12 protein-coding genes are annotated in these 12,396 nt (G+C 40.9%); all 12 read right to left on the bottom strand.

Features of this window, described 5'->3' with window-relative positions; all coding sequences use genetic code 11:
- Positions 1 to 18: 18 nt before the first annotated feature.
- The 12 genes from EDD74_RS10840 to EDD74_RS10785 all read right to left on the bottom strand — a co-directional run bounded on the left by EDD74_RS10840 (position 19) and on the right by EDD74_RS10785 (position 12,132).
- Positions 19 to 906 (bottom strand): magnesium transporter CorA family protein, encoded by an 888-nt coding sequence (locus EDD74_RS10840; RefSeq protein ID WP_016441385.1) that lies wholly within the window; start codon positions 904 to 906, stop codon positions 19 to 21.
- A gap of 326 nt (positions 907 to 1,232) precedes the next feature.
- Positions 1,233 to 1,892 carry a PHP domain-containing protein gene (locus tag EDD74_RS10835; protein WP_116441396.1) on the bottom strand — a complete coding sequence of 220 codons (660 nt, stop codon included), beginning with the start codon at positions 1,890 to 1,892 and terminating at the stop codon, positions 1,233 to 1,235.
- A gap of 248 nt (positions 1,893 to 2,140) precedes the next feature.
- A complete protein-coding gene (locus EDD74_RS10830; RefSeq protein WP_116441395.1) occupies positions 2,141 to 3,328 on the bottom strand; it encodes a glycosyltransferase family 4 protein in 1,188 nt (395 codons plus the stop codon).
- Between the two features lie 135 nt (positions 3,329 to 3,463).
- A complete protein-coding gene (locus EDD74_RS10825; protein WP_116441090.1) occupies positions 3,464 to 5,101 on the bottom strand; it encodes an aryl-sulfate sulfotransferase in 1,638 nt (545 codons plus the stop codon).
- A 147-nt stretch (positions 5,102 to 5,248) separates the two neighbouring features.
- Positions 5,249 to 6,124, bottom strand: a complete 876-nt coding sequence (locus tag EDD74_RS10820) for a LysR family transcriptional regulator (RefSeq protein ID WP_116441089.1) — start codon at positions 6,122 to 6,124, stop codon at positions 5,249 to 5,251.
- Between the two features lie 90 nt (positions 6,125 to 6,214).
- Positions 6,215 to 6,787 (bottom strand): chromate transporter, encoded by a 573-nt coding sequence (locus tag EDD74_RS10815; protein WP_016441381.1) that lies wholly within the window; start codon positions 6,785 to 6,787, stop codon positions 6,215 to 6,217.
- A complete protein-coding gene (locus tag EDD74_RS10810; RefSeq protein WP_116441088.1) occupies positions 6,788 to 7,366 on the bottom strand; it encodes a chromate transporter in 579 nt (192 codons plus the stop codon). It lies immediately after the preceding gene.
- Positions 7,367 to 7,602: 236 nt separating this feature from the next.
- A complete protein-coding gene (locus tag EDD74_RS10805) occupies positions 7,603 to 8,439 on the bottom strand; it encodes a carbohydrate ABC transporter permease (protein ID WP_116441087.1) in 837 nt (278 codons plus the stop codon).
- Complete coding sequence (locus EDD74_RS10800) at positions 8,439 to 9,305, bottom strand: carbohydrate ABC transporter permease (protein ID WP_116441086.1); 867 nt, start codon at positions 9,303 to 9,305, stop codon at positions 8,439 to 8,441. Before EDD74_RS10800 ends, EDD74_RS10805 begins: the two co-directional genes overlap by 1 nt.
- Positions 9,305 to 10,570: an ABC transporter substrate-binding protein gene (locus tag EDD74_RS10795; RefSeq protein ID WP_116441085.1), complete on the bottom strand. Its 1,266-nt coding sequence runs from the start codon at positions 10,568 to 10,570 to the stop codon at positions 9,305 to 9,307. Before EDD74_RS10795 ends, EDD74_RS10800 begins: the two co-directional genes overlap by 1 nt.
- A 146-nt stretch (positions 10,571 to 10,716) precedes the next feature.
- A complete protein-coding gene (locus EDD74_RS10790) occupies positions 10,717 to 11,610 on the bottom strand; it encodes a cation efflux transmembrane domain-containing protein (RefSeq protein ID WP_116441084.1) in 894 nt (297 codons plus the stop codon).
- 120 nt (positions 11,611 to 11,730) lie between these two features.
- Positions 11,731 to 12,132 (bottom strand): NifB/NifX family molybdenum-iron cluster-binding protein, encoded by a 402-nt coding sequence (locus EDD74_RS10785; RefSeq protein WP_008977037.1) that lies wholly within the window; start codon positions 12,130 to 12,132, stop codon positions 11,731 to 11,733.
- Positions 12,133 to 12,396 lie beyond the last annotated feature (264 nt).

Genomic DNA, 12,396 nt, shown 5'->3' with positions numbered 1-12,396 from the left:
TCCTTTCTTCCTCAACAACTACTCAAACCACTTTTTCTTTCGAAAAATCCACACTTCTACTGCCACAATGGCAAGACAAATTGCACTTACTACTATATAACCGTATTTCGCGTCCAATTCCGGCATATTTTTAAAATTCATCCCATACCATCCAGCAATCAATGTCAGCGGCATAAAAATGGTTGTAACGACTGTCAGAATTTTCATAATTTCATTCTGTCTAATATCAATCTGTGTCTGGTGCATTTCTCTTAACTGCATCGAATATTCTTTTAGATTCTGTACCATCGCATATAACCTTTCTGCTCGCTCGTAATACAGTCCGAATAAAAACTTATCCTGCTCATCTCCTAATTCCGCCGCATTCTGCTGAAGCGTCTCGCCAACATCTGACAACTGTTCATAATAGGCGCTCAATGCGGATAAATCCTTTCTGACCTCAAGCAGACTTCTGTTGAAGTCCTTTAATTCCCCATCTAGAAGCATCTCCTCCATCTGAGTAAGTTTCTCCTCATACTGCTGTAAATACAGCATATCATCTTTGATCAGGTACTCCATAAAATCAAACAACAATAAGGATGCTGATGTAATATCTGTCATCTGATATCCCTGCATCTCGTCCAAAATTCTACGGACCTCTCCATTGTTCTCAATAAAGATCAGTGTATCCTCTAACAAATAATATCCAAACCGAATCTTCTCTGCTGAAGGGTCTTCCTTCAGCGGAATTGCAAATGTCCCCGACACTCTCTGGTAGAAACGGTCTGCCTTACAAAACCGAATCTGCTCCAACTCATTACCTTTAAAGCTTCTTGGAAACTTCTCCGCATACAACCTTTGAAATTCTTCTGGCGTCAACAACTCAATCTGACAGGACTTTTGGCTGTCCTCCCACTTATAGTTCATCGTTTTTCTCCTTTTTCTAAACTTCTTTAGATTATTAAGAAATCCTTTTCTCTTTTGTCACACTTTCCTCACAACTTTATTTTATCATAATCTTATCAAAACAAAGAAGTCAATGGTTGCATTTATACTTTTATTATTTGTGGCTATTGTACTTCGCCTAACTACTACGTTTTGCGTTTACATAGAGCTTTTTCTTTTTAGCCGGTCAAGATGTATACAACATCTTTCCGGCTTTCTCCACAAAGTGAAAGAAGAAACTCACCTCCCCCGGCAGAGTTTCTTCTTTCTATGAGTTTTCATTACTTTCGCCTTCTGCCATTTCCCTTCTATTCTTTTAGCAAAAACGGCTTATGTATCGGCGTCTCCATATCCCAGATTTTATATTCCCCTTCCCAATAATAAGCAGGCTTACACCCGCCGCTCTTGAACACGCGCATAAAGTCTTCCATCGTATACACATCTTCCGGGAAATACGTCGCGAAAAATCCTACTTTCTCTCTTACATGACAATCGCTGGAACCTACAGTAACCAATCCTAACTCTTTGGCATCATCTGCCGCCTTTTTATTTGCTTCCGGCAATGTGCTTCCATTTAATACTTCCACTCCGTCCAGCCCATGAACAATTTTCAAATTCTCTTCCAGCCCACGGTTGTTGTTACGAAACGGATGAGCACTGAAGCAAATTCCTCCCTGCGCTTTCACAAGGTCAATAAATTCCTGAGCATTCACTCGCTCTTTCGGATATTCTTCAATTCCGAATGCTACAATATCTCCTTGTAAGGAAAAAAATTCAATTCCGACAAAGATTGGAAATCCAGTCTTTTTTGAATATTCCGCCGCATACTCTTTCAGACCCATATCATCGTGGTCTGTAATGCAGACTGCCCCCAGCCCTCTCTTTTTTGCCAACTCTACGATTTCCTCTAATTTTAAGTGACTATCTTTGGAATAGGTACACTCATGCATGTGTAAATCAATAAACATTTTACGCCCTGATTCATTGGTCTTCCCCCTGAATCTTTCCCCTTTCTCTGTATCTTTACACCGAAATCCTGATGAAAAAATTCCATTTTTCCGACAAGTGTACAACCATTTATTGACAAGCAAGAATATCTCTGCACACTAATCACTTCTAAAAATAATGTTATCACTCCAGCCACATTTTTTCTAATAGAAATATAAAATAAGACGGAATACTTATTCATTTTATCTATGAGTAACCTAAATTTTCTCTATCTCAATACACATTCGCTGATTTTTCTCCAGGAAATCTGAGAAAGCTGTGGAGTTTCTTCTTCTGTTTGTTCCAACTTCTGCCGCAATGCTTCTGCCAGTCGCTGTTCAAATGCCGGAAGTTCTTCTGCCACCGGCTCATCGGTGTTCTCCATCCTCGGAAGTTTTACGAAAGTAATCTGCTCTCCCGGAACATTTTCCTCAAACCAGTCTTTCATTCCCGGAATATCTGAACAAACTACTTTGCATCCGCATGCCATCGCTTCAATATTGACAAGCGCCAGCCCTTCAAAAAAAGAAGGGAGTATAAATACATCACTTTGCCGAAATTGCTCCGCCAATTCTGCTTGAGACAACATTCCTAAAAACTGGACCGGATAGCGACATTCTGTCGCCAGTTGCTGTATCTGCTCATATTCCTCCTCCGGCCCATGTCCACCTGCAAGCACAACTTTCAATTTTTCTTTTGGATACGGAAGATAGGAAAGCGCACGAAGCAGGCTGCATACTCCTTTCTTTTCTGAAACTTTTCCTGCAAATATAATCTGAAACGATTCTTTCTTCTCCTTTTTTTCACCAGTTTGAAAAAAGATCTTATCATTGTAACCGACACCGGCAACTTTTATTTTTTCTTCTTTGACTTGAAAAATTCTTTCGATTTCCTTCTTTTGTTCCCTGTGAAGTGCGATCACTCCGTCTAACTGCCGAATACGTTCCTTGATATACTCTCGCTCCAGAGTATTCTTTTCTATCTGCCGCAGATCCGATCCATGACAGATGGCAATGATCTTTTTCCCCGGATACCATTCCCTGACCATCGCTGCCAGAAGATAAAGGTGATGACAGACAATCACATCTGGGTTCAGCTCCCTCACTGCATCTTCAATCGTACGGCAAAATATTTCCCGAAATTGCCCCAACATCTCTGATGTCAGATCCTTGTAGCATGTGCTCTCATACGGCATCTCGTCAGACATCCCTGTAATTGCAAATGGAAGTGCCTCTGTCTGATAAAATACCGGATAGAACTTCACCCCATCAGGAAAATCAACCTGATCTTCCTCGTAAACTCCCCCGATAACAGACTGTTCATGTCCCGCTTCTGCCCAGTTTTTCACAAGTTCTGTCAGATAGACACCGCTTCCCGTGCTGTGTGGTTTCTGTGCTGTAATACTCAAAATCTTCATTCTCTTTTGTCCCTCTTTTTTCCTTTTCATTTCTTCTGCTGTCTGGAAAGACAGATACACTGCCTTTTCATCTACATGAAATAAATTTATTATACCACACTACACTTGAATTTTGTCCCATCTGCGAGCTTTTCTTTAAAAATGATATTTGTATACTCTATAAATATATCTATCTGCTAATTTCATCTGAAACTGTCTCAGGAGACTTCCGTCTTGATCGTACTCTCCAAAGATTCCTTTCATTCCCGAATCCACGATAATATTCTCATCATATTCTTGTGCACTGCTTACATAAGGAGAAAACGGCACTTCAAAAGACTTCACAAGCTCATATGTACCTTCTGTCTCATTTACTAGATATTTATAATAGTAAGAAACCGCTTCCACGTCGATTGAAGTGGCAATCCCTTCAATCTGCGTCCAATCATAATCTCTTGACTCACTGTATCCCAGATTATTGTTAAACATGTAGAGATAATACGCTCCGTCTTCCAGTGCTTCAGAAGTTTCATAAGTAACGGTATGCTGTCCTCCGGTTCCGGAAAATGTTCCGTCGCTCTCATCTTTTTCCAGAAGAAAATCTTCATATCCGGTTCCGTTCCAAAATCCCTTTTCTCCGATGATGTACTCAAGTTTTGGAGTTTCAAAGATACTGGAGATTTTCAATATTGACGAAGTCTCTCTGGAACTTAATATGACTGTCTGTTCTCCCATCCACTGTAATGTATTAATATGCATCCAGTCTAAATCCTCCGTGTCCGCATCCGTGAGCAACTCCTTATACTTCCCTAGAACCTCAGCCAGATCAAACACATCTGTAATCTCCCCTGTCTCATGATCGATACGGATAATTCGATCCTCCACCGAATTACTCTGTGTGTCCGTTGCCAGCACAATCAGGTTTCCTTCTTCATCAAAAGTGTAGTCATGATGCAGCTTGTATGTCCCGGTATCATAAACCTTCTCCACCTTTCCAAGTGCATTCACCGCAGCAATCTTCGTTGCAGAAATGCTGTAGTACATACACTCTTCCCAAAAGAGAATCCCATGACTTCTGTATCCTATGATTGGAATTTCCCCTCTGAGCACACCATTGGTATCATAATAATACATAAAGTCCAGCCCCTCACTGTCATTTCCCAGAATTACATACAAACCATCGCTTAATTCCTCTTCACTATTTTCCTTTGCATCTGTCACTTCCAGCTGCATTTCTTCCTCTCCGTATACAGAACCTGGGTTGTGCTTATACTCTCTTATCACCTGATTTCCATCTGCATAGGTGATCGTAAAAGTCACTGTATTTGTATGATCGGGAACAAGCCCGATCACCTGAAATTCATGTTCTGTCTTTCCTTCTGTCTCCCTGTGTTCTAACTCTTCTTCACGCAGACGCGCATTTTCATCCGCAGTAAAATCTGCAATGTTTTCATCCTCTACTGATACCGTATAGGATACCTGTGCTTTCTCCTTTGTCTGGAAATAAACATAGAGCGACAACGAATTCGTACCATATGGGTTCGGCTCAATCAGCATGGTGTCCTCCGTATAGTTTCCTCCTGCCTTTGCCTCTTCCAGTCTATCAGACACTTCCTGCTGATATTCCTCGCTATAGATTTCTCTGATCAGTTCCCTTTTTGCTTCCAGATCTGCCTCTTCTTTTTCCTCCTGCTTCACTGTCTGTGCATGAACGGTTATAACCGCCGTCCCTGCGATAAGAAGCAAAAGACTTCTGCATACATTTTTCCCATATTGTTTCCGAAAATTCTTCATCTATTTTTCTCCTTCTGATACTGTCTGAATAGCTAATCTGTTTCTTGACAACAGTATACAGAGGTTACCTTAAATGTACTTAAACAAAATCATAGCTGATCCGATTTAGCTCTCCTCAAATCCATATGTCTGTACAATCTGGAAAAATTAGCAACTGCTCAATAAAATTTCCTGAAGTACTTTGATTTCCTCTGACAAATATTTATTTTTATGAATGGCAAGATGGATGTTCCTTGTGACACTGATCTCCTTTAACGGCAGTATGACAATGCTTCTGTCTTCTGCCTCTTTCTCGATCATTCTTCTTGAGAAAATGGCAATCCCTCTTCCACGGATCACCGCATTTTTAATTGCTTCCGTATTCGTACTGCAAAATGTCCTGCGAAGCTGTACTCCACGATCCTCAAACATCTTTTCAATCTGATTGCGCTCCGCGCTGCCGCTTTCTCTGCTAATGTATGACTCCCCCTGGAGCATCTCCAATGTCACACCTCTCTCTTTTGCAAGCCAGTGCTCTCTTCCACAAACGACAACCATCTCATCCTTACAGACAGGTGTCAGGACGAGATCCTTGCTTTTTAAAATTCCTTCCACAATTCCAAGATCCACTTCATTATTTAAAATCTGTCTCTCAATCTCTGAAGAATTGCTCACATTGACACTGATCATACATTCTGGGATCCGTTTCTCTGCCTGATCCAGAATATCATTGATCAGACATGTGCCCACAGATACGCTGCATCCAATCCGCAGACTTGTTGTTTCTACTGCCCGGTTCATCGCCGCTTCCATATGGTCGAACGAATCGAGAATATGACGGGAAAAAGAGAGCATCAGCTCTCCTTCTTTCGTCAAATATATCTTTTGTGAAAGCCGTTCAAACAGCTTTACTCCATAATGTTTCTCAAGTTCTGAAACTGCCTGGCTGATACTCGGCTGAGAGATGTGCAGCATCTTTGCCGCCTTGCTCATCCCGCCGTAATCTGCTACCGCCGTAAATATTTTCAAATGCCTGATTGTCATATGTTCCTTCCCTTCTATCTTGGTCCCTGCTCTTCTTTTTCCCTAAAATCTTCGGATTCTTCTGCTTTTCCGGATGAACCTCACAGTGATTTAGATGGCTCCCAACAGTGCATAAATTATCGTCCCGACAACACCGCTTCCCAAAATAATTGCAATTGCGCTTACTTTGTATTTTCTCAGGAGGAACAGTGCTACCACAAAAATTCCCAACTCTACAACGCGAAGTTCACCAACTACCACTTCTCTTAACTCTGCCTGGAATAATCCCAACATCAAAATGGACGCACCTGCAGAGGCGATCAGAGATACAACTGCCGGCCGCATTGCTCCAAGAACAACCTGCACACCACCAACCGAACGATATTTATAATAGAAATGTGCAAGGATCAGACAAATGCAAAAGGATGGTATGATACATCCAATCGAACAGAGCAGAACACCTGGAATCCCTGCAATCCGCATTCCTACGAACGTTGCTGAATTGATGGAAATCGGTCCCGGCGTCATCTCTGCAACCGTGATCAAATCTGAAAATTCTTCCAGTGTCATTAACCCGTAAATATTGACAATCTGTTCCTGAATCAGTGGAATAGCAGCATATCCACCGCCTACACTGAACATTCCAACTTGTATGAAAGCAAAAAATAATTTTAATAATAACATTTATGCAACCCCTCCATTCTTTTTCCGAAAAGTTCCTACAGCAAGATCCAGCAGACCAATTCCAAGACAAGTCAGAATAATGATCATTGCGCTGACATCCAGCAGATACGTCGCAACAAAAGCGATGACCATCATGGAAATATACAGAATCCGTTTTGTCTTTATCACATTTCCAGCAAGGTTAATGACTACGTCAAAGATAACCGCTGCCACACCTGCCCGCATCACCTGCAGCGCTGTACTGATATACGGATTGGTACGGAACTGTTCATAGAACAGTGAGATGATGGAAATAATGATCATCGGCGGAAGAATTGTACCGAGAATAGCCGTCAGCGAACCTATGACCCCTGCGATCCGATATCCGATGATCACCGAAGCATTCACTGGAAGCGGACCGGGCGCTGACTGTGTGATCGCCGTCACATCAAGCATCTCATCCTCCTCCAACCACTGCAGCTCTTCCACAAATTTTTTCTTCATCAAGGATACAATGACAAATCCCCCTCCGAATGTGCATGCACTGAGCACAAACATTGACTTAAATAACACCCATAGTTTACTATAATCCTTTTTCATAATGCTCTCCTCCATTTTCTATGTAAACCTTCTCTGGTCTTCCCTGTTTCCGAAATGAGTTTATCACACTCTATATCATTTGTAAAATACATAAGTTTTATATAACTTATAGGCTATTACTTATAATATTTTTATCTTTCCCTCAAAATATTTTAAAAAAAGCAAAAAAAGACTGTTGAAAAATGTTTTTTCATTTTCCAACAGTCCCACACTTCACCCACGAAAAAAGGAAGGCTCTAACCTTTTACAGATCCACGCATCATTCCGGAAATCAAAAACTTTCGAAAGATTAACGCTGTAATGGCCGGTGGAATCACAGTTATAATCCCTGCAGCCGCAGTCAGACCGTATTGAATGGAGTCCTTTGTCATGAACTCGGATACAACGATCGCCACCGGTTTTGTCCCCACAGAAGAAGCGAGAATTAACGGAATCTGAAACTGATTCCATGTGTTTAAAAATATGATCAATGCTGCTGAGAGGATGATCGGATAAGAAATCGGAAGAAAAATCCTCATAAAAACAGCAAGCCTGCCGCAGCCATCAATCACTGCCGCTTCTTCTAATTCTTTTGGTATCGTAGAAAAATAATTGGACATCAGCCAGGTAATCATCGGAAGATACGAACTGACATAAACAAGGCTGAGCCAAAATACGTTATCCAACAACTGTCTGGCAACAAAAATCCGAAACAACGGAATGATCGTCGCCATGACAGGAATGACCATCGTGATCAAAAGAAGATTCCGGATGAATTTTCTCCCTTTAAATTCCATACGACTCAACGTGTATGCACTCATCAGACAGATTGGAATCCCAACCAGCAAAGTCATGCCAACCGCTTTTAACGAATTTGCGATGCCGGCAAACAAAAGCTGTCCTTTCCGACTTCCTCCAAACAGTTCCAAATAGTTTTTCCAGGTAACTACTTCCGGAAGAAGCGCTGTCGATTTCGCAAGCATCGCATGCTCCGGAGTAATAGACAAAATAAACGCCCACACAAATGGTCCAAGCGTCAGAAGAAGGAATACAAGTAAGCACAAAACATACCCTGCTTTTTTCAACCATTTCATTAGTATTCCACCTCCTTATTCAGACTCCGCAAGTAAAAGATTCCTAAGATTGCGGCGAGGAACATTACCAGATAGGTAACTGCGCTTCCTTTTCCAAAGTCCAGGAAACTAAATGTCGTCAAATAGCTTTCCACAAGGATATTTTTCCCCAGATCGCTATAACCAGATAACGCAACAATCTCATCAAAAACATTGATCGCTGTCACTGAAGTGGATGTCACTCCGATTCCAATAAACGGAAGCATCAGCGGGAACGTGATCCGCCGAAAAATATTTGGAACATTTGCGCCATCGATTTTTGCAGCTTCATATAATTCATGTGGAATCGACTGTCTTCCGGCAAGACATACCAGCGCCATAAACGGAATGCTCCTCCAAATTACTACAATGGATACGACAAAGAGAAGTGTCCACCTCGAATTGAGCCATTCGACCGGCTGATCGACCATTCCCATTCCGATCAGCAGCTTGTTCATCAGACCGTATCCCGGGTAAAAAATAAATCTCCACAAAATTCCATTTACATAAGGCGGCAGTGCCCACGGAAGAACCGCAACTGCAAGCAGAACTCCGGAAAACTTTACTTCAATATTCAAAAACAGAGAGAGCAGCACCCCGAGAATGGTTGTTCCAAACAAAATCAGTACGAGGAGGAACACCGTATTCTGGAGGCTGTACCAGAAGGACTCTGATTTTAAAATATTTATGTAGTTATCGAATCCAATAAAATGAATGTCATTTGGCGCAGTCAGTTTCCAATACTTTAGGCTGTAAGAAAAGGTTGCTGCAATCGGATAAAATACTAATACACCCATGATCAGTATCATGGGTGTGAGTAAAAGATATGGTAAAATCTTCTTTTTCATTATTTCTGTCCTGCTAACTCAGTGATCTTAGTATCCATTTCTTTGAAAGCTTCTTCAGCTGTCAGTTCACCAAGAGCCATTTTGTTGATTGCATTGTACATTGCATTGCTCATCTCCGCATAGTAAGACGGGATTCCATCCGGGAATGGAGAAGAAATTAACTTCGCCTCTTCCAGCATTGCACCAGCATTCTGAATTTTATCATCGTTGATAAGTTCTTCTAACACTGAATTTCTTGTTGGAATCGCACTGTTTGTTTCGTTTAATTTTTTCTGCATATCAGCAGATGTATACCACTCAACAAATTTTTTCGCTGCCTCTTTGTTTTTAGAAAATTTTGTTACACCAAGCGCTTCTGGGAGAGCCATTGTCACTTCGGATTTTCCTTCTTTTCCCGGTGTAAGGATTGGTGTAATCTGTCCGACAACGCTGCACTCCTCTGGATTTGTGCTTCTGGATACAAAAGAAGTCGGTCCTGTTAAGAAGCTTGCGCTTCCACCTGTCAGACGTTTATAGGCATCCATACCAGATGAAGTCTTATCTGCCGGATCTACAAGTTCTTCCTGAATCAGAGTTTCCATGTACTTTAAAGCCTCTGTTACAGATTCTTCATTTAAAGTACCATCTTCATTATAGACAACACCATTCATCGTATATGCAAGCCACATCAAACAGGTTGTTGTTTTTTCCTCTGCATTTAATGCAATTGCAAAAGGATGCTCTACTGTCCCTGTAGATTTTAATGTTCGGCATGCTTCCAGCACATCCTCCCATGTCTGAGGCTCCTCTGTAATTCCGGCTTTTTCAAACTGTTCTGTATTATAGTAAGATAAACGGTAATCGTTTGCATATGGGATTGCAAGTACTTTTCCATCTTTTGTAAATGTTTCCAGAGTAGGCATATCTGCTTTTACTTCATCAGAAACCTCTAATGGCTCTAACCAGTCAGCCGCATAAAATTCACCAACCCATGACCAGTCTACTTCTACCACATCTGCAACGGCCTGTCCTCCTGCAGCTGCAGTAACCATTTTTTCACGAATATCATCCCAGCCAACTTCATTGACTACAACTTCTATTCCTGTTTCTTTTGTAAATTCATCCAGCTGTTCATCTGTCGGTACCGCCCAATCAGGAGCCATAAATGTAATAGACTGCGCTTCTTTTTTACTTCCTTCAGTTCCGTCAGCTTTGGAACCGCATCCTGCTAAAGCAGTCACTGACATAGCAGTCACTAACAATAAACTGACTAATTTCTTTCTCATCTTATTTCCTCCTTGTATTGTTTTCTATTCCTTTTTTAGTTTAACAACGGAATACATGTAATTCAAACTGATATTATAAATAATCATATAGATGATGTCAATGCAATTGTTTTCTCTTTCCAAATCATCTCTTTCCAAATCATATTTTATTTTCCGGGTACTAAAATCAATTCACACGTGCATTCCTGGTATTTTTCCTTTGTCTGCTCATTTACCTGTCTCAATGCAGACTCCAAGTCCCGCACAGACATACTTTCTGTTGCAATCTGAAAATAGACTGCGATCCATAAATGCCGTCCTGTCTTAGTCACATCATAAAATACAGGGGAAAACTGATATTTCTCTAAAATCGGATTGCAAAGTGTTTTAATCTCGTCCACTACATGTTTTTCCGGTGAAAACAAAAATACTTCTTTTATCGCATTCCACAATACTTTCACACTTTCCGGAAGCATGAAGATCATCACTACTACCGCCACAATCTGATCAAAATATGGAGCTACAAACGCAAGCGGTGTGCGCTCTAAATAAAGTGATATAAAAAAGGCAAATGACATACCCAAGCTGTAAACAATATCCAATTTCCATCCTAACAATTCTGCTTCAATGGTAGGAGAGGATAAATTTTTGTTCCACTTTTTCATAATCACAAAAATAATAATACTTGCTATCCCCAAAAATAATTGAAAAACAGAAATTTGTGCATTATTCACCGCATTACCACCCGATAATGCCGACTCAATAATCTCTGCCGAAACTCCCATTGTCACTGACAGCATCATGACTCCTTTGATAATGACAAATATGGACTCGATCTGAAAATATCCATAGGGATGTTTTTCCGATACCGGCTTATGAAACAATGGTGTTAAAAATAGTAACAAAGCGATAAATACTAATTCGGAAGCATCATATACCGCATCCGTCAAAGCTGATTGTGAGTGACTGTAAATAGAAAATATAAATTCTATGACAGCAAACGCAAGTCCTGAAATAAAGGACATCATTAAAATCCGCTTCTCTTTCTTTTCTGTTATCATGACATCAACCTTTCTTCTTAATAGTCTGATCTTTCTATTTTGTACCTGCTCCCAGGTCTTAAACGAGTAGAAAATAGACTACCGTTTTTCCGGTAGCCTACGAATCTCTTATTTATTCTTTTAATGTCCGCAGTGACCACTTCCGCATCCGCCGCCTGCACAGTTCTCATGATGCTCGTGTTCCCCTTCATGATGACTGCATTTCACATTTGGATCATAAGAAAGTGCTTCGTTTAAAAATGCCTCAACAGCTTGATCTGCCTCTCCGGTCACTCCTCCATAAAGCTTGATTCCCGCTTCCGCAAGCGCTGCCTGTGCGCCGCCTCCAATACCGCCGCAGATTAAAACATCCACTTGATGCTCCGCAAGCAGTCCTGCAAGCGCTCCATGTCCGCTTCCGTTCGTGTCTACAACTTGACTCGTTGTGACTTTTCCGTCTTCCACCTCATAAAATTTGAAGTGTTCTGTGTGTCCAAAATGCTGAAACACCTTTCCTTCTTCATATGTTACTGCAATTTTCATTTGAATCTTCCCTCCATTTCGATTCTGTCAATGCCAGTAAACAAAGTTCTTTTCTCTTTATTTATGAACCACACTGGTATTTCTTTTTTATTATACACCCAAAACGGGATCCTTACAATCTTATCGTCCCTTTTCTTTACAGTTCTCTTTTTAAGAAGAAACGTCTGTGACGGGAGTTTGACACATCATTTTTATAACTTTCCTTAGAAACCCCTTATTTAAGCCATTCATGGCTTATTTTTTCGTCAAATTTTATGATTTTAT

It is taken from the genome of Faecalimonas umbilicata (assembly GCF_004346095.1).
Taxonomy (GTDB): domain Bacteria; phylum Bacillota; class Clostridia; order Lachnospirales; family Lachnospiraceae; genus Faecalimonas; species Faecalimonas umbilicata.
Note: the sequence above shows the minus strand (reverse complement) of the source record. Positions and strands in the feature narration are given on the sequence as shown.

Coding starts and splice junctions, on each gene's coding strand:
- EDD74_RS10805 (WP_116441087.1), bottom strand. CDS start 8,439: ATGAAATGGTTGAAAAAAGCAGGGTATGTTTTGTGCTTACTTGTATTC.
- EDD74_RS10840 (WP_016441385.1), bottom strand. CDS start 906: ATGAACTATAAGTGGGAGGACAGCCAAAAGTCCTGTCAGATTGAGTTG.
- EDD74_RS10835 (WP_116441396.1), bottom strand. CDS start 1,892: ATGTTTATTGATTTACACATGCATGAGTGTACCTATTCCAAAGATAGT.
- EDD74_RS10800 (WP_116441086.1), bottom strand. CDS start 9,305: ATGAAAAAGAAGATTTTACCATATCTTTTACTCACACCCATGATACTG.
- EDD74_RS10795 (WP_116441085.1), bottom strand. CDS start 10,570: ATGAGAAAGAAATTAGTCAGTTTATTGTTAGTGACTGCTATGTCAGTG.
- EDD74_RS10815 (WP_016441381.1), bottom strand. CDS start 6,787: ATGTTATTATTAAAATTATTTTTTGCTTTCATACAAGTTGGAATGTTC.
- EDD74_RS10820 (WP_116441089.1), bottom strand. CDS start 6,124: ATGACAATCAGGCATTTGAAAATATTTACGGCGGTAGCAGATTACGGC.
- EDD74_RS10830 (WP_116441395.1), bottom strand. CDS start 3,328: ATGAAGATTTTGAGTATTACAGCACAGAAACCACACAGCACGGGAAGC.
- EDD74_RS10790 (WP_116441084.1), bottom strand. CDS start 11,610: ATGATAACAGAAAAGAAAGAGAAGCGGATTTTAATGATGTCCTTTATT.
- EDD74_RS10785 (WP_008977037.1), bottom strand. CDS start 12,132: ATGAAAATTGCAGTAACATATGAAGAAGGAAAGGTGTTTCAGCATTTT.
- EDD74_RS10810 (WP_116441088.1), bottom strand. CDS start 7,366: ATGAAAAAGGATTATAGTAAACTATGGGTGTTATTTAAGTCAATGTTT.
- EDD74_RS10825 (WP_116441090.1), bottom strand. CDS start 5,101: ATGAAGAATTTTCGGAAACAATATGGGAAAAATGTATGCAGAAGTCTT.